Origin of the sequence: Pseudomonas oryzihabitans (assembly GCF_032027545.1) — a bacterium.
In the GTDB taxonomy this organism is placed as follows: domain Bacteria; phylum Pseudomonadota; class Gammaproteobacteria; order Pseudomonadales; family Pseudomonadaceae; genus Chryseomonas; species Chryseomonas oryzihabitans_F.
Genome location: NZ_JAVSJB010000037.1, coordinates 1 through 17,510, shown reverse-complemented (window position 1 = coordinate 17,510; position 17,510 = coordinate 1). Strand labels below are relative to the sequence as shown.

12 protein-coding genes and 3 pseudogenes are annotated in these 17,510 nt (G+C 63.1%); 2 read left to right on the top strand and 13 right to left on the bottom strand.

The features are described 5' to 3' along the window. Nucleotides 1-900: 900 nt before the first annotated feature. The 9 genes from RND78_RS26670 to RND78_RS26630 all read right to left on the bottom strand — a co-directional run bounded on the left by RND78_RS26670 (nt 901) and on the right by RND78_RS26630 (nt 12,938). Complete coding sequence (locus RND78_RS26670; RefSeq protein WP_312733130.1) at nt 901-2,790, bottom strand: methyl-accepting chemotaxis protein; 1,890 nt, start codon at nt 2,788-2,790, stop codon at nt 901-903. 746 nt (nt 2,791-3,536) lie between these two features. Further along, a complete protein-coding gene (locus RND78_RS26665) occupies nt 3,537-5,177 on the bottom strand; it encodes a methyl-accepting chemotaxis protein (RefSeq protein ID WP_312733129.1) in 1,641 nt (546 codons plus the stop codon). Nucleotides 5,178-5,702: 525 nt separating this feature from the next. Further along, the gene (locus tag RND78_RS26660; RefSeq protein WP_312733131.1) at nt 5,703-6,296 is read right to left on the bottom strand and encodes a TetR/AcrR family transcriptional regulator; all 594 of its coding nucleotides are present in this window, start codon (nt 6,294-6,296) and stop codon (nt 5,703-5,705) included. A 14-nt stretch (nt 6,297-6,310) separates the two neighbouring features. Further along, nucleotides 6,311-7,144 carry a transporter substrate-binding domain-containing protein gene (locus tag RND78_RS26655; protein ID WP_312733127.1) on the bottom strand — a complete coding sequence of 278 codons (834 nt, stop codon included), beginning with the start codon at nt 7,142-7,144 and terminating at the stop codon, nt 6,311-6,313. 212 nt (nt 7,145-7,356) lie between these two features. Beyond that, nucleotides 7,357-8,016 (bottom strand): amino acid ABC transporter permease, encoded by a 660-nt coding sequence (locus RND78_RS26650; protein WP_312733125.1) that lies wholly within the window; start codon nt 8,014-8,016, stop codon nt 7,357-7,359. After that, nucleotides 8,013-8,654, bottom strand: a complete 642-nt coding sequence (locus RND78_RS26645; protein ID WP_312733123.1) for an amino acid ABC transporter permease — start codon at nt 8,652-8,654, stop codon at nt 8,013-8,015. The genes RND78_RS26650 and RND78_RS26645 overlap by 4 nt, the downstream gene beginning before the upstream one ends. Further along, a complete protein-coding gene (locus tag RND78_RS26640) occupies nt 8,654-9,451 on the bottom strand; it encodes an amino acid ABC transporter ATP-binding protein (protein WP_409457139.1) in 798 nt (265 codons plus the stop codon). Before RND78_RS26640 ends, RND78_RS26645 begins: the two co-directional genes overlap by 1 nt. Nucleotides 9,452-9,502: 51 nt before the next feature. Further along, nucleotides 9,503-10,810, bottom strand: coding sequence for a Xaa-Pro peptidase family protein (locus RND78_RS26635; RefSeq protein WP_312733120.1), 1,308 nt, complete (start codon nt 10,808-10,810; stop codon nt 9,503-9,505). A gap of 91 nt (nt 10,811-10,901) precedes the next feature. Further along, the gene (locus RND78_RS26630; protein ID WP_312733118.1) at nt 10,902-12,938 is read right to left on the bottom strand and encodes an NADH:flavin oxidoreductase; all 2,037 of its coding nucleotides are present in this window, start codon (nt 12,936-12,938) and stop codon (nt 10,902-10,904) included. 126 nt (nt 12,939-13,064) lie between these two features. Between RND78_RS26630 and RND78_RS26625 the strand changes: the two genes are divergently transcribed. After that, the gene (locus tag RND78_RS26625) at nt 13,065-13,709 is read left to right on the top strand and encodes a TetR/AcrR family transcriptional regulator (RefSeq protein ID WP_312733116.1); all 645 of its coding nucleotides are present in this window, start codon (nt 13,065-13,067) and stop codon (nt 13,707-13,709) included. A gap of 270 nt (nt 13,710-13,979) precedes the next feature. On the opposite strand, the gene RND78_RS26620 is transcribed toward RND78_RS26625, so the two are convergent. From RND78_RS26620 to RND78_RS28580, 4 genes and pseudogenes are all read right to left on the bottom strand, one after another. Next, nucleotides 13,980-14,765, bottom strand: coding sequence for an MFS transporter (locus tag RND78_RS26620; RefSeq protein ID WP_312733114.1), 786 nt, complete (start codon nt 14,763-14,765; stop codon nt 13,980-13,982). A gap of 67 nt (nt 14,766-14,832) precedes the next feature. Next, nucleotides 14,833-15,711: an SMP-30/gluconolactonase/LRE family protein gene (locus RND78_RS26615; RefSeq protein WP_312733112.1), complete on the bottom strand. Its 879-nt coding sequence runs from the start codon at nt 15,709-15,711 to the stop codon at nt 14,833-14,835. A gap of 53 nt (nt 15,712-15,764) precedes the next feature. Then, a pseudogene (locus RND78_RS26610) lies at nt 15,765-16,619 on the bottom strand (3-keto-5-aminohexanoate cleavage protein); the annotation flags it as partial. After that, nucleotides 16,616-16,771: pseudogene (locus tag RND78_RS28580) on the bottom strand (GntR family transcriptional regulator); the annotation flags it as partial. The pseudogenes RND78_RS28580 and RND78_RS26610, both read right to left, overlap by 4 nt. A gap of 495 nt (nt 16,772-17,266) precedes the next feature. On the opposite strand from RND78_RS28580, the pseudogene RND78_RS26600 reads away from it, so the two are divergent. Further along, a pseudogene (locus RND78_RS26600) lies at nt 17,267-17,510 on the top strand (leucine zipper domain-containing protein); the annotation flags it as partial.

The window sequence follows — 17,510 nt, the reverse complement described above, 5'->3', positions numbered from 1 at the left end:
GCTAGTCGTCCCTGCCTGCTGTCATCACCTCAGGAAACGACGGTGAGCACACTCGAAATCTGCCAGCAAACGCTCGCTTCCTAGCAAGACTTGGAGCCTTGCGCAGTTTGGAACGGCATTAGCACCCTATTTAGATCTCTGGGGTCACGGCCGTTCAGCCACTGAATTCGGCTAAGCTCTTCCCATCTCGTCCAACTTTTTGGGGTCACTTCAAAAAGAACATGGCCCTTTGATGCTGTCAAGTGTTGCAACGCATCCCGTACGTGTCATGCGAGACGGGCTTATCAGCCTCAAGCGCATCGGTCACAGGGTGGGCGGTTCCACTCCGCCTCTTGTCGAGACAGTAGTCGATCCGCATTTTAGTCTGGCCCAGCGGGCGATCTTTTCATCGGTAGGCTAGTGTGGCCCGACCGCACGCTGAGCGCGTTCGGCGGCTCCATTAAAGCCACTGGTCGTGATTATGCTGTTGATCGGTTCGATGGCACTGTTATTGCAAAGGAGCATCACGCCTTCGTAGGAAGCGCACCTTGGCCAAATCGGTTTCTGCTGCATGTGCGGCTATCGCAGCCGTCCAAGTGGCTTGGATAGCTGTTCGACATGGCAATACTGGTCATCTAGTCCAGCGCTAGGCGATGGGTCGTGATGTGGGCGCATTGCAAGTCGGACGGCTTCCTGTCGGTTTTTGAAATAAATGCGAAAACCTAGAAATAGCTGCGAGTTAAAGCTGCATTAAGTAGGCTTATGGACCTATTCCCATTTCGTCTTTTGCCTGCTGCGGAAAACTTAGTGAGATAACTCGACTAGTCAACTCGCAAAGCCGTTTCGAGTAAGCGACTCTATGGATCCATCCGACATCAGTTGCCCGCCCCCATTGCAGGGTACGGGCAAGTTCAATATCTCTCACAAGAGGAAGCGTGCCACGTTGCGATTGAGGTCGGCGGCATGATGCTGCAGGGAGCGCGATTGCCGTTCCGAATCCTCGGCGCCGCTGGCCAGGGTGTCGCCGAGTGCCTTGATGGTGATGACGTTGCGGGTGATTTCCTCGGTCACCGAGGTCTGCTCCTCGGCCGCCGTGGCGATCTGCAGCGACATCTCGGAGATGACCCCGGCGCTCTCGGCGATGGCCTCTAGGGCGCTGGAGGCCCGCTCCACATCGGCCACGCTGCGTTCGGCGATGGCCATGCTGCTGCCCATCCGCTGCACCGCCTGGCGGGTCATCTGCTGGAGCGTGCCGATGGTCTCGTTGATTTCCCGGGTCGACGCCTGGGTGCGCTGCGACAGCGTCCGCACCTCGTCGGCGACCACCGCGAAGCCCCGGCCATGCTCGCCGGCGCGGGCGGCCTCGATGGCCGCGTTCAGCGCCAGCAGGTTGGTCTGCTCGGCGATGCTCTGGATGCTGTCCAGCACCTGGGCGATGGATTGCGAGTGCTGATCCAGTTCGCCGATCACCTGGGTGGCGTCATCCACTTCCCGGGCCAGGCTGGTGATGGAGGTCTTGCTGGTCTGCACCAGGCTCAGGCCCTGGGTGGTGCTGTCGGAGGATTGCCGGATGGCTGCGGCGGTCTGCTCGGCGTTGCGGGCGATCTCCTGGGTGGCGGAGGACATCTCCGTGACGGCCGTGGCGACCAGGGTAATCTCCTGTTGCAGGCGGCCCAGCTCCTGGGTGGCCGAGGCACTGCGCTGCAGGACCTTCTGCGATTCGGCGTCCACGTTCTCGGCATGCTGGCGCACGCCGCCGATCAGGCCATGCAGGCTGGCGACGAACTGGTTGAAGTGTCCCGCCAGCCCGCCGACCTCGTCGTGGCTCTGCACGGCGATTCGCCGGGTCAGGTCGCCCTGGCCATCGGCGATGACCTGCAGGCCCGCGGAGACCACGCCCAGCGGCCGGAGCAGGTAACTGCAGAAGAGATTGATCAGCACTAGCGACACGCCCAGCACCGCCGCCAGGATGGCGACGCTGATCCACAGCTGCCGTTGCAGCGGCGCCATGAGCACCCCTTCGTCGACGATCATGATCAGGGTTTCGCCATTGTGGTTCATGGGCGCGGCGTACAGGCGCTGGCCGGTTGCGGTCGTCACGAAGCGCTCGCCCGGCGCCTGGGCCAGGCCCTTGAGGGTGTCCGCGCCCAGCAGCGGGTAGAGGTCGGTGATCGGTTTGGCCAGCAGGGCGGCATCCTCATGACCCAGCACGATGTTCTGGCCGTTGACCAGCACGGCGCTGCCGGCACCCGGCAATTGCACGCGCTTGAGCTGCTCGAGGATGTCGCGGATGCTCACGTCGGCGCCGAGGATGGCGGTCGTCTTGCCTCCCGATTGCAGGGCCCAGCCCAGCGACAGCACGTTCTGCTTGGTGGCCGCCGCCACCGTGGGGATGGAGAAGAACACCTGGCCGGGGTTCTGCAGCGCCTGCTGGTACCACAGCCATTTCCGCGGATCGTTGTTGTCCGGCGGCAGCTGGACGCCATTGGCGTTGACCTGGCTGCCGTCACCGCGGGCATAGAAGACGTTGTCGAAGCCACCCGACAGCTTGACCTGGTTGAGGCTGGCGGGAAGATTCGCCTCCTGGGTCTCCGGCGCCAGGGCGCCCAGCGCCGCGGCCTTGCCATCGAGCCACTGGCGGACGCCGCCGTTGAAGACGAAGCTGACCGTCTTCAGCTGCTCGACCGTGGAGGCCTCGAGGGCCGCGCGGGTGTTGAGAAAGTTGATGGTCGTCAGGCCGATACCCACGACCAGGACGGCCGCGGTGGCTGATAGCGAGAGTTTCTTCTGAAGAGACAGGACAATGGGCATGGACGACCTCTTATACGCACACTGTTTAGAGAACCATTTCTCGGTGGAAAGCATACCTACTTGAAGCTATTCGACAGCTTCTGCACAGATAAAACGCTTGTGCTAAGCGCAACGGCAATTGATCTGGCTTCTTGAGCGAGTACACTCTGGAAAGAGGCTTTCAGGCGACAGGCGGCTCTGCGGCGGCAAGGAGTGGCAAGGCCCTCAACGGAACAATGTGCGGGCCTTGGTGGGAGGCGAGCGTGAAAAAGTCATAGCCCGACGATCAGGCCTGACTGAATCCGCTTGCAGCGGCGCAGTCCTGGCAACAGATCCTGTCCGGCTTGAACCTGAGCGCCTTGCCCTGGAGGGCATCGAGCAAACTTTTGCTCGCCCAGTCGGGGCACGGATTGGCGCTGGGCTTGTTCGGCTCCGCCAGCCAGGCCTTTTCCGTTCGTAAGGCGCACGAACAGCTCGTGTGCTGGTAGGTATTAGCCCGACGGTCACCGAGTTCTTGTACTGACCGTCGTCGAGTGAGGATAGCGCCGAGGCGGTTGAACAAATTCCGCTGGATTATCGATAGAGCCTGAGGTAGCCATCGTAAATGATCTGCACGCTGCGATCATGCGCTTCTAGACACTTATGGTCAGTCCTGCTGAAATGTTACAAGCCTGCTTGGAATGCGCTTGAAGACTCTCAAGCCGTCCGGCAGTTAACGCCCTTCGGACGATACGCCCCCAACTTGGGCGTTATAACTCCCTGTATTTTCACAGATGAAAACGGGCTACCATCTGGTTGAATGAGGTGGCCAAACGCGAGAGGTCCTGGCTGGAGGCACTCGTCTGATTGGCTCCGGCCGCGGTTTGGATGGAAAGGCCCTGAATATTGCTCAGGTTGCGATCTACCTCACGCGCCACCTGTGCCTGCTCCTCGGCGGCACTGGCAATCACTAGGTTGCGTTCGTTAATGCCGGCAACCGATTCGGTGATACGCAGTAGGGCTTGATCGGCGGCCAGGGCCAGTTGCTGGGTATCTTTGGCACGCGCCTGGCTACTGTCCATGGCGCGGACTGCTTGATTGGCGGTATGTTGCACTCCACCGATCATGCTCTCAATTTCACCAGTAGACGCCTGAGTGCGAGCGGCCAAGGCACGGACCTCGTCGGCGACTACGGCGAAGCCGCGACCTTGCTCACCCGCACGAGCGGCTTCAATAGCGGCATTAAGCGCCAGCAGGTTGGTCTGTTCGGCAATGCTGCGAATTACGTCGACCACTTTGCCTATGTCTCGAACTTGTTCAGCCAACTGCTGCACTGTCTTGCTCGAGCTACCTAACTCACTGGCCATGGCATCAATGGCGCCAACTGCCTGCTGGACTTGCCGGCGGCCAGTCTCCGCCTCCTGGCTAGTATCATGCGAGGCGGCTGAAGTGGACGTGGCGTTGCGAGCAACTTCCTCAATGGCGCTGGTCATCTGATTTACCGCTGTTGCAGCTTGCTGGATCTCGTCGTTTTGCCGGACGAGGCCCTGTGAGCTTTCGTCCGTTACGGCACTGAGTTCTTCTGCTGCAGAAGCAAGCTGATCGGAAGCGCTGGCGATCTCTTGCAGTGTATAGCGAAGGTTAGTCTGCATGCCCGCCAAGGCATTAAGCAGTTGTCCCGGTTCATCACGACGACGATTGACGATGCTTTCAGTAAGGTCGCCGTCAGCGACCCGTTGCGCATTAGCCACAGCTTCGCCTAACGGGCGAGTAATAGAACGAGTAATCAGAAGACCAAGGGCAATGGCTACAAGGAAGGCTGCTACGATGCCCGAATACAGCCATACATTAGCTTTGGTTACGGCCTCGTCAGTGGCGGCTGCGCCTTCTTTGATCTGGCGGTTGTTTGAGTCCACCATAATTTTGAGTTCATCCAGTACACGCTGATATTGGGTCTGTACATCCCCTTTGAGCAGGCCGCGTACCTGGTTTAGTTCGCCTTTATCTAGGGTAGTCAAGGTGCGCTGAATGCTTGCCTGGTACAACGGCCAATCCTTATCCATTTGGTCACCAGCCAGTCTTTCGTCCTCCTCCAAAGGGGTGGCACGATAGATGGCGAAGGTTTTTTCACTTGCCAACTGATTATTTTTTATACTCTGACGCACCTGGTCTAGCTCGTTGGGATCAGCACCCGCGTTGGTGAGAGAAACGAGACGGTATAGATCACGGTTCTGCGCAACCGCGTAGGTTGTAGTGGCATTGGTCAGGCTGACAGAAACCAAATTGTTGGAAAAAGTAATTTTCAAAGCGTCGGCTAAAGTCCCTATACCTCGACTTCCCAGCAGTCCAATCAACAAGGTTATGCATGCACAAGCGACAAAGGCGACAAGCAATTTGACCGCAAGCTTGGCGTTGACGAACCAGTTCATAAGGACACCTTCAAATGATGGGATGAGCGCTATAGCTAAGCGGAGATGTGTCAAAACGGGATCTAAGTTGTTGCCCGATTTGCACATGAAATGGCCGAAATCATTAGTAGTACGGCATCCAGCGTATCGGCCGCTAGGGCATAGACTTTAGCTTTAGCAAGGCGGTTTAGACGCCTTGGAGTACGATTAAACTGCTTCCATCAATGCAGAGCTTGGGTCTCGGTGCGCGTGCAGTCGCAAACTAGGATCAGCAGCTTGAGGTGGTCATCTGATCCCGCACACTGGTTTAAGTCGTTGGCAGTGGTGGTCGTTAGCCCGCCAGGACTAGGCTCGGCGGCTGGATCGATGCGGCCCTGGCGGAATCCGTCGAGGTAATCTAGTAGATAGGCGAAGCCGAGGGTGGGCAAGCCGCGGTGGTCGGCGGTAGGGGCGTCGGCGGCCGCCGGGCTGTTGCCCCAGCGCAGGCAACAGCCCGCGCCAGGGTTTCAGCATCAGGCTGCGTCAGCGGGTGACAGGGAGCCTGGCTCATGGAGGACTGATCAGGGGCCGGGGCGTGGCGTACAAGGCTTGGAGGAGGAATCTTTGCAACTCCTGATCTGGCACCTGCCAGTAGAATTGTCCGCTCAGTGCACCTAGCAGCAGGCGCGCTAGGTCGTCGCACGGCATACCCGCGCCCAGCGGCAGGCATTGAAGAACCTGGACTAATTCTGCCTGGTAGGCCTTGCGTAGCGCCTGGATGCCCGTCCTGGCTTCTGCGGATAGCAGGGGTATCTCCTGTGCCAAGAGACGTAGCTCATCTTCGTGTTCGGCTTTGAAGTCAAAGTAGATCCTCAAGAAGGCCGGTAAGCGGTTGCCTGGTGGCGTCTTGTCGCGTAATGCCCGTCGGGTCAGGTGAAGCAGCTCGGTTAAGGTACCTTCCAGCAACTCGACCAAGAGATCCTCTTTGCTCTGCACGTGGTAGTACAGCGAGCCCGGCTGTACGCCCAGGCAGCGCGCCAAATCACGCATGCTCACGGCCTGGTAGCCCTGGGCGACGAATAGCCTCAGGGCCGCCTTGACCAACCGCTCCCGCAGGGGCGAGCGGACGTCCTGGGCAGGGTGAGCCGACGTGCAGTTCATGGCAGCCAATCGAGTCATTCGATCAACCGCGGAGCACCGACCTCGGTGATCGTCTCTTCGAGGCCGTAGCCGGCGACGATCTTGCGCAGGCCGCCGTCCTGGTGCAGCTGCTCGATGTAGGCGGACAGAGCCTGGCCCAGGGCGTCGTTCTGCTTGGCGAAGAGGATAGCCGCCTGGCCTGGCTGCTGCGAGGCCTTGACCCGCGGATCGCCGGCGGCGACGTTGATGCTGGCACCCGGATAGGCACCTTTCTGCTGCGCGGTCTTGGCCACGGCGAAGCTGTCGGTGGCGACGTCGAGACGGCCCGAGGCCAGGTCCTGGGCCATGGCCACGGGGTTGGGGTAGAGCACCAGGTTGTCGCCCAGCACCTTCTTCAGGTCGGCCACCCACAGATAGCCTTGCACGGTGCCGACGCGCTTGCTTTCGAGCTGGTCGATGCGGCTCAGGTTGTCCTTGGAGATGATCCCCATGACGTCGAGGAAGGTGGGGGCGGAGAGACCCAGCACCTTGGCCCGCTCGGCGGTGCGATACCAGTCGCCGATGCCGACGTCGGCGCGCCGGGTGATCACCGATTGCACCACGGCGGCGGTGTCCACGGTGGTAGTGCGGACGGTCAGGCATTCCTTGGCGGCGAAGCCGGTGAGGATGTCGCCTTCCACGCCGCCGATGCTGGCGTCAGGCCCGGGAATGGCATAGGGCGGGAAGACATAGGTCGCCACCTTGAGCACGCCCTTTTCCAGGGTGTCGAAGCTATGGGCAGGCTTGCAGTCGGCCAGGGCGGTGGCGCTGCCGCACAGCAGCAGGCTGATGAGGGTGAGGCGCTGGAAGAAGGTAGCTGCATCGGTCATGGCGGTCGTCCTCGGGATGATGATCGGCAGGGGCTAAGAGCCTATTCAAAGTCTGCTGCGCGTCGGCCAAACTGCGTTGAAAACGGCCTGGGTCGCCAGCGCGGTCGGAATGCTCATTTACCACTTGTAAATTCGTTCGCGAGCCCGGTCCGCTTCCTCGGTCTTTTCACCTTGTTTGTCTCTAGCTCGCGAGCCTTTTAATAGGCTCTAGGTCAGGCCCGTTCCGGGGCCAGGCGGCGTTCCAGGTTTCCCACCAGCAGGGCGGCGGGAATGCACAGGGCCGCGTACATCACACCCGCCAGGAGCAGCACGGGCATGTATTGGAAGGTGCTGGAGCCGATCATCGAGGCGCGACTCACCAATTCCGGCAGGGCGATGGTGAAGCACAGCGACGAGGCCTGGAAAATCATGATGGAGAAGCCCAGCAGTGCCGGGATGGCGATGCGCAGGGCCTGCGGCAGGATGACGAAGCGCAGGGCGTCGAGCGGCGTGAGGCCGATCACGTCCGCCGCCTCGCGCTGGCCCTGGGCGACGGCGTCCAGCCCGCCCCTGAGGATCTCGCTGGTGTAGGCGCCGGTGCAGTAGGCCAGGGCCAGGGCGGCGGCGCTGTAGGCGCTGAGGGTGATGTGCGCCGAGGGCAGGCCGAAATAGAAGTACTGCAGCAGGATCAGCGCCGGGGCGCCGCGGCCCAGTTCCACCACCACCACGGTCAGCCAGCGCAGCGGCAGCCTGCGGCTGGAGACACCCAGGGCGAACAGCAGGCCCAGGGGGATGCCGACGAGCAGCGCCAGGGCGGTCACCTGGAGCGAGAGCAGCCAGCCGTGCCAGAGATCCGGAAACCATTCGACCCAGTTGGCCAGTAGTTCGGTCATCGCTGGATCCTCCGGCCGAGGTGGTCGCCCAGGCGGCGGGCGAACAGCGCCACTGGCACGCTCAGGCCGATGTAGAGCAGAGCGGCCAGGCTGTACACCGGCAGGCCCTGCAAGGTTTGTTGGGTTTGCTGGTAGGCAGCGGCGCTGATGTCGGTGACGCCCAGCGTCGAGGCGATGGCCGAATCCTTGAGCAGCCCGATAGCATAGGTGGCGGCGGCCGGGATGGCGATGCGCACCAGTTGCGGCAGGATGACGTCGAAGAAGCGCTGCCGGGCGCTGAGGTTGAGCACCAGTGCCGCCTCGTACTGGCCGGTGGGGATGCCGGTGAGGGCGCCGCGGTAGACCTCGGCCATATGCGCCGCCGTGATCAGCCCCAGGCCGAGGGTGGCGGCGGCGAAGGGCGACAGGGTCAACCAGCCGCCGCCCAGGCCGAAGAAGATGAAGAACAGCCAGACGATGGGCGGGATGGCGCGCAAGGTGAGGATCACCGCGAAGGCGAGCAGGCGCAGCGGCTTGCTCCGGCACACCCGCAGGCCACACAGCGGGAAACCCAGTACCAGGCCGATGACGAAGGCCGTCGCGGTCACCGCCAGGGTCCAGGGAATGCCCTGCAGCAGGGCGAGCAGGATGGCGCTCATCAGCGATTCCTCACCGCGGCCAGGAAGCGCTTGACCCGCTCGTGCTGCGGATGGCGCATGACCTGGGCGCTCGGCCCCTGTTCGATGAGGCGGCCGTCGGCCATCACCACCACGCGGTCGGAGACGGTCTCGGCGAAGTGCATCTCGTGGGTGACCATGATCATCGACATGCCGTCCTCGGCCAGCTCCTGCATCACCTTGAGCACCTCCATGCCGAGCTCCGGATCCAGCGCCGAGGTGGGTTCGTCGAACAGCATCAGCTCCGGGTCCAGCGCCAGGGCGCGGGCGATGGCCACACGCTGCTGCTGGCCACCGGAGCACTGGCTGGGATAGGCCTTGGCCTTGGCGGCCAGGCCCACCCGCTCCAGCAACTCCAGCGAACGGTGATCCGCGTCCTGGCGACTGCGCCCCAGGCTGCGCACCTGGGCGAGGCTGACGTTCTGCAGCACGGTCAGGTGCGGAAAGAGGTTGAAGGACTGGAACACCATGCCGATGCGCCGCCGCAGGGCCACCAGCTGCTGGCGGGAGACCTGGCCGGCCTGCAGGCTCAGGCCGTCCAGGGTCACGGTGCCGCGGGTGGGCGGCTCCAGCTGGTTGATGCAGCGCAGCAGGGTGCTCTTGCCCGACCCGCTGGGGCCGATGATGGCCAGCACCTCGCCCTTGGCCATGTCCAGGGACACGTCCTGCAAGACCTCATAGGGCCCGAAGCGCTTGCCGATGCCTTCCAGGCGCAGGAACGCCGGACGCTCCTCGGGTTGTTCCGGCACCGATGACACGGGGGTTCTGACGATACTCATGGCGCTCATCTCGCTCTCCTCGCAGGGGCCTCCACGGGGGAGGCGGGGCCATCAGTGCAGGTCGGGATCCAGCAGCGGCGTGCGCGAGAGCTTCACCGCCCCCGCCGCCGTGATCACCACCTGTTCCTCCAGCTTCACCCCCTCGGGGCCGCCCTGTTCGCCGATGAAGCTTTCCACCGAGACCACCATGTTCTCGGCGAAACTGCCGTCGTAGCCCCAGTCGGCGAAGTCGGTGGCGTAGGCCACGCTGGGGTACTCGTCCACCAGGCCGACGCCGTGCAGCATCATCATGTAGCGGTTGTGCCGGTATTTTTCCGGTACTGGCCAGCAGCGCTCGGCGAATTCGCGGAAACCCAGCCCGGGACGCAGCAGGTTGATGTTCTGCGTCAGCTGCTCGGCCGCGGTCTGCAGGAGGTCGCGCTGGCGCGCCGTGGCCGGTTGGCCGGGGCAGACGAAGCTGCGCGAGATGTCCGACAGATAGCCGCCCGGGCCGACCATGTCGGTATCGAAGCAGACCATTTCCCCGGCCTGGATGGGCTTGTCGGTGGCGTCCTGGAACCAGGGGTTGGTGCGTTGGCCGGAGCTGAGCAGGCGGCTCTCGGCCCACTCGCCGCCGTGGGCGACGTTGGTGCCATGCAGGATGCTCCACAGCTGGTTCTCGGTGATACCCGGCCGCAGGCTGGCGCGCATCCGCGCGATGGCCAGGTCGCAGACGCCCATGGAGACACTGTGGCTGGCCAGTTCCTCGGCCGACTTGATCAGCCGCGCCTGTTCCATCAGCGGCTGGGCGTCGTGCAGGCTCAGGCCGAGGTCCACCAGCCTGGTGGCGCCCCAGGGATCGCAGCGGTCCACCGCCAGGCGCCGGTTGCCGCCGCCATGGTGCAGCACCAGTTCGGCGACCTCGTGGGCCCAGGACGTGGCCTTTTCCTCGACCCGGGGTCCGGCCAGGAAATACAGCCAGGGCGTGGCCGGGCGGATCTCGTCGATGGTCTCGATGTGTTCGCTGTTGTGCTTGCTGCTGGTGAAATCGAACAGGATCAGCGGCCCGCTGGTGGTCACCAGCACGTAGCGGCTGGGGGAATGCATGACCCACAGCCCCAGGTTGTTGGTGTCGGTGGCGTAGCGGATGTTGATCGGATCGGCGAGCAGCACGCCGGCGTAGTCGTGCTCCACCAACTGCGCGCGGATGCGCGCCAGGCGATAGCGGCGCAGGGCACGGCGGTCGATGGCGGCGTGGGCGCGCAGCAGGTCTTCGTCGAGCGGGGCGAGGTGGTGCTCGCTGACGCGGCTGTCCTGGCGGAAGCTCAGGCGGGCGTCGACCAGCGGATCGAAGCCGGCAAGGGACTCTGGATGATGCATGGGGACCTCGTCTGGCCAGCCGGGGCTGGCATGTTCTTGTGAGACGTCGAAGAGGCAGTGGAAAAAGGGTACAGCGGGTGCACCGACCTTCTTAGAGGTCTTTCACCAAGCGCAGCGCGTCATAGATGGCGGCGTGGGTATTGCGCGAGGACACCGCATCGCCGATGCGGAACAGCTGGAAACGGCCGGCGGGATTGGTGGCCAGCCGTTGTGGCTGGCCGACGATCAGGTCGTGGTACTCCACCGCGCCCTCGTTGCTCGCCAGCGGCTTGAGTTCGAAGTAGAGCTCGTCCAGCGGCAGGGTGCCGTGGTTGACCACCACCTGGTCGTAGTGGCAGACCTTTTCCAGGTCGCTGTAGTCGGTGCCGACGATGGCCTTGAGCCCGTCGCCGTCGCGCTCCACCGCCTTGAGCCGGTAGGTCACGGTGAAGTGGGTGTCGAGCCCCTGCAGGGCTCTCATGTAGGGCACCAGGTTCATGCCCATCACCTCGGGGGCGAAGCTGCGATCCGGGGTCATGATCTCGGTGCGGGCGCCGCTGCGGGCGATGAACTCGGCCGCCTGCAGCCCGGCATGGTCACCGGCGTCATCGTAGACCAGCACATTGCGCCCCGGCTTGACGTCGCCGGCGATGATGTCCCAGCTGGACACCACCAGCTCGTTGCCGCGCTCGAGCACCTCGGTATGGGGCAGGCCGCCGGTGGCGATGATCACCACGTCCGGGTCTTCCGCCAGCACCCGCGCGGCGTCCGCCCAGGTGTTGAAGTGGAAGTGCACGCCGAGGCGATCGCACTGCGCCAGGCGCCAGTCGATGATGCTCTGCATCTCCTTGCGCCGCTCCGACTGGGCGGTGAGGCGTACCTGACCGCCGGCCTGCTCGGCCAGCTCCAGCACCACCACTTGGTGACCCCGCTCGCCGGCCACCCGGGCCGCCTCCAACCCACCGGGACCGGCGCCGACCACCACCACCTTGCGGCGGGTCGCCGCCTTGGCGATGGTGTGGGGCATGCTGGTCTCGCGGCCGGTGGCGGCGTTGTGGATGCAATAGGCCGCCCCGGCGTTGTAGATGCGGTCCAGGCAATAGTTGGCCCCCACGCAAGGGCGGATGTCGTCTTCGCGGCCCTCGGTCAGTTTGCGTACCAGGTGCGGATCGGTCATGTGCGCACGGGTCATACCGACCATGTCCACCAGGCCGGCGGCGATGGCATGGCGGGCGGTGGCGACGTCGGAGATCTTGGCGGCATGAAAGGTGGGGAAGCCGGTGCGCGAGCGGATCTCGCCGGCGAAATCCAGGTGCGGTGCGTTGCGCATGCCCTGCACCGGGATGATGTCGGTAAGGGCGGCGTCGGTGGCGATGTGGCCACGAATGACATTGAGGAAGTCGATCATGCCGCTGTCCTTGAGCAGCTGGGTGATGGTCAGGCCTTCCTCCTTGGTCAGGCCGCCCTTGACCACCTCGTCGGCGGTGTAGCGGATGCCGACGATGAAACGCTCGCCGACCCGGGCACGAATGGCCTTGAGCACCTCGAAGGTGAAATTCAGGCGATTGCGCAGCGAACCGCCGTAGGGTTCATCCAGGTCGTTGGTCAGCGGCGACCAGAACTGGTCCATCAGGTGGCCGTAGGCCTGCAGTTCGATGCCGTCCATGCCGGCGGCCACCATGCGCTCGGCAGCATCGGCGTAGTCCTTGATGATGCGCTCGATGTCCCAGGTTTCCAGGCGCTTGGGGAAGGCCCGGTGGGCGGGCTCGCGGCTGTGGGAGGAGGACACCACCGGCAGCCAGTCGCCCTTGTCCCAGCGGGTTCGCCGCCCCAGGTGGGTCAGCTGGATCATCACCGCCGCGCCGTGCTCGTGGCATTCGTCGGTGAGGTCCTTGAGCCAGCCGACCACCTCGTCCTTGTAGGCCAGCACGTTGTTGAACACGGGAGGACTGTCCCGCGAGATGGCGGCTGACCCGGCCGTCATGGTCATGGCCACGCCCGCCTTGGCCCGCTCCACGTGATAGGCGCGATAGAGCTGCTTGGGCATGCCCTCTTCAGGATAGGCGGGCTCGTGGGACGTGATGATGACGCGGTTACGCAACGTCAGGTGCTTGAGTTGATACGGCTGCAGCAGAGGGTCGTTCTTCATGTCCGGGTCCACCAGCACTCATCAGGTGGAACGAACTTAAAACCCTATGTACATAGGTGTCAACTAAAACGACATGAGTGAACATTCTCGCTTGTTGGGGCCGTGGCCGGGCTGTACTATCGGCCCATGAATGCACCTATCCCCACCGCTATCGAACCCGCGCGCGGCTCCCTGGAGAGCTGGCTGTCGGCTGCCTATGAAAGCCTCAAGGATGCCGGGGTGGATGCCGTGCGCATCCAGCCGCTGGCCAAGAAGCTCAAGTTGTCGCGCACCAGCTTCTACTGGTTCTTCGAGGACCGCGAAGCCTTGCTCCGCGCGCTCATCGAGCAGTGGAAGAACAAGAACACCGGCAATCTGGTGGCCCGCACCGAGGCGTACGCCGAGTCCATCACCGAAGCCATCCTCAACGTCTTCGACTGCTGGCTGGACGCACGGCTGTTCGATTCCCAGTACGAATTCGCCATGCGCAGCTGGGCGTTGCAGTCGGCCGAGGTGGCGCAGGACATCGCCGAGGCGGATGCCCTGCGCATCGCCGCGCTCAAGCGGATGTTCGATCGCTTCGGCTTCGAGGACCGCGCCGCCGAGACCCGGGCGCGGTCCCTCTACCTGACCCAGATCGGCTACATCAGCATGAAGACCGTCGAGCCCCTGGAACGCCGGCTCACCTTCATCCCCGAATACCTGAAGATCTTCACCGGCCTGGAGCCGGAAGTGCGGGAGCTGGAGCGCTTCTTCAGCCGCCACCAGTTGGTCGTCGTACCCAAGGCTTGATCAACTAGGTAATCGACGGATGCGGCGGGCGTTATGCTGGCGACGCAGCGTGTTGATACTTCCGTGGCCAGTACCATCACCTTGTCATAGTCGTTAAGTTTGTTCCTGTTACGCTTCCATATGAGCAGATCTTACTGCAAGATCATTGGCGTTTGCGCAGCACTCAGACATTGATCACTGTGGGCAAATGTGACAAAGCACGGAGAATTAAGTTCTTTAGAAGATGCCCGGCTGCCCGCCCGTGCGAGCGCGTAAGCGAAATCATCTCGGCTAAATGGGCTGCGCTAAAACGGTAGGGTTGGCCGGTGTTCGGGTGCCCGGCTGCAGGAGTGCGCCCCCAAGGGCACAGGCCGCCATCAGGAAGAAGCAGGAGACGTAGCCGCCCAGGCTGGTCCAGCCGTTTCCCACACTGATCTGCCAGCTCATCAGTACCGGCGCGATGCCTCCGCCGATGAACATGGCGGTGGTGATGATGCCGTTGGCGGTGGACGTGGCCGAAGGCAGCGCGGCATCCGAGGCGACCGCGTAGTAGATGGGCCAGACCGCGTTGGCCACTAAGCCGCTGAGCAGGGCGCCTATCGGGTAGCCGGTGTGGTAGGCGCCCAAAGCGAAACCGCGACGTTCCACTGGCCACCATTCGGCGGTATTGCTCACGCCGACCGACTCACCCCAGCCGGCGCCCAGGTTTACCCCGATACGCAGGGCGACGAAGCTGGTCAGGCTATGGCTCAGGACCTTGAAGCCGGAGAGAAACGACAGCGCGGTGTAGCCCAGTACCAGGGGTACCTGGAAACGTGCTCGCTTCCAGCCGGCACCATAGCGGTCGCTCCACATCGCCCCCAGGATATCCAGCAGGGCCAGGGCCAGCATGATCAGGGTGGCGATGGTGTCCCAGTCATCGAGGCTGAAGTTGAAGTGTTTGGTGATGGTGGCCCCCAGGTGCAGGACGATTTCGCGGTCATAGGCGTTGAGAATCCAGATCAGCCAGCAGACCAGTAAGGAAACCCAGGAATAGCGGTGGATCTGGCGCAGCGAGGCCTTGTTTGCAGTGTGCATGAGTGTGCTCCGGGCGCCAGCGGAGCGCCCTGTCAGAATCTGAAGGGTTTGGAAGCAGTGTGGTGGCTCAGGCGGCGAAGCGGCGCTCCGCGATGCCGCGTACGCCCAGGTCGTGTACGGCAAACAGGGCTCCACGCGGCTGGCCGTCGCCGGGGAAGCGCGGCAGTGGCGGCCGGGCCATGGAGGTGACGTAGAGGACGTCCAGGTCGGGTCCGCCGAACATGACGCTGGTGACCTTCTTCACCGGCATCTCGATGATCCGGTCGACCTCGCCGTCCGGGGCGTAGCGCACCAGCTGGCCGGCATATACCAGCGCCTGCCAGAGGTAGCCTTCGGCATCCACCGTGGCGCCATCCGCGGCGCCGCCGCCGGCGGTGTCGATCCGGTTGCGCGTGCGCCGCTCGCCTACCGTGCCTGTTGCGGTGTCATAGGCATAGGTCCACTGCTCGCCGGTCCAGGTGTCGGTGAAATACAGGGTGCTGCGATCCGGGCTCCAGCAAGGTCCGTTGGAGCAGATGATGCCTTCGTCCAGGACGTGCCGTGACAGGTCCGGGTCCAGCCGGTAGAGCCGGCCTGAGGTGCTTTCTTCGAGAGTGTCCATGGAGCCGAAGACGAAGCGTCCCTGGCGATCCACCTTACCGTCGTTGAGGCGATTGTAGGGCAAGTCGGGTTCAGGAGCGTGGATGAGCATCAGTTCACCGCTGGCCAGATCCAGATCGTGAATACCGCTCTGCAGGGCGACCAGGGCGCGATCGCCCTCGCGGCGCAGAGCCATGGAGCCGATTTTCTGGCCAACGTCCCAGGCCCGCAACTCGCGGCCGTCGGCGGTGCAGCGCAGGATGCGGCCGTCGAAGCTGTCCAGCCAGTACAGGCGCTGCTGCTCCACGTCCCATAACGGCTCTTCGCCAAGCGTGGTCTTTAGGTCGACGACGATCTCGATACGCATGATGTTTTCCCTTTCTGTTGTTATTTTGCGGGAAGGGCGGTCTGGTGGGTGGGCTAGAAGTCGACGGCGTTGCGTCCCTTCAGACCCAGGAGTTCGCGGGCTTCATCGGGACTGGCTACCCGGCCGCCGAGGGCCTCGACCACGGTGCGGATGCGCCGGACCTGGTCGGCGTTGGAGGTCGCCAGCTTGCCCGGACCGTCCCACAGCGAATCCTCCAGGCCGACCCGTGCGTTGCCGCCCATGGCCAGGCCCATGGTCGCCAGTGTTATCTGATTGCGTCCGGCGCCGAGTACCGACCACGGATAGTCCGCGTCAAACAGCCGGTCGGCCGTACGGCGCATCTGCATGAGGTCTTCGGGGTGCCCACCGATGCCACCGCGCAGGCCGAACACTGACTGTATGAACAAAGGCCGCGGCAGCAGTCCGCGCTCGAGGAAGTGAGCGGCCGTGTAGAGGTGGCCGATGTCGTAGCACTCGATCTCGAAGCGCGTGTGGTTCTCGCGGCAGGCCTCGAGGATATGGGCGATGTCGCGGAAAGTGTTGCGGAAGATACGGTCGTCGCTCTCCTCGAGATAGGGAAGTTCCCAGGCGTGCTGGAAGTCCTTGAAGCGACCGAGCATCTCGTAAAGACCGAAGTTCATCGAGCCCATGTTCAGCGATGCAAGCTCCGGCTTGAGCTGCAGCGCAGGCTGAAGGCGCTCTTCCACGCCAATGGTCGGGGCGCCGCCGGTAGTGAGATTAATGATGACGTAGCTCTCCCGCTTGATGCGCGGCAGGAAGCGGCGAAACAGCTCTGGATCCTGCACCGGCCGACCATCCTCAGGATCGCGGGCATGGAGGTGGATGATGACGGCACCAGCGGCCGCGGCGCGCAGGGCGGCGTCGGCAATCTGCTCGGGAGTGCCCGGCCGTTGCCCGATACCTCGAAGGCGTTTTCTGCGCTCAGGCGCTGCAGTGCTTCGCGCACAGGCATGGGGCTAGAACCGAGAGCCGCGGCCAGGCCGCGAATGATGAGCTTCTGGCCGGGTTGGAAGCGGCCGCTCATCAGGACCTAGCGCAGGTGGCGTTAGACCTGGTCTTGCAAGGTGGCGCGGGCAACTTGGCGCAGCGCTGGGAAGGCAATTGGGGCGTCGGGCATGACCGGATACTTTATCGTTTTGTAAGATGAAAGATGTGATCACAAGTATAATGTCAAGTGTTGGTCCAGGCTATTGAGTAGCCTTGTGATTTTTCATCTGCACGTGGTTGGAGCTCGGCGAGTGCCATACCAGGGCGTAGAGCACTTTGCATCGCTACCGTTCAACCAGCTGTGGCAGTCCCTTGCAGCAACCTATCAGCAGACTTAACTACCCAAAAGACCACCCCCCCTATACCCAACCTCTCCGTCCCTGCACCCCTTCTGCCCGGGCGCTCCCTTCTACACACCCACGTCGTGTGCGTTAGCGTGTTAGAAGGGAAAGGAAGGGAGCTAGTTGTGATCTCTCAGTAGGTTGTTCATCCGGGGCATTCCCGGAATTCTGAAAGCGCCACCAACACAGCCTTCCAGGAGCCCCGGGTGAACCTACATAAACATGCCCGTCTTACCCCTCGAGGTCGAGCCCTTCTCGTACAACGCATGCTTACGGGGCTGCGCGCCGAGGAGGCAGCACAAGCGGCGGGGAGTCAGCGTCCGCACGGCCTACAGATGGCTCAGGCACTGTCGTGAGGAAGGCGAGTCCGGTCTGCTGGATCGGTCATCACGTCCGCATTCATGCCCGCATGGGACCTCAAGCGACCGGGTCGCACAACTGATCCCGCTA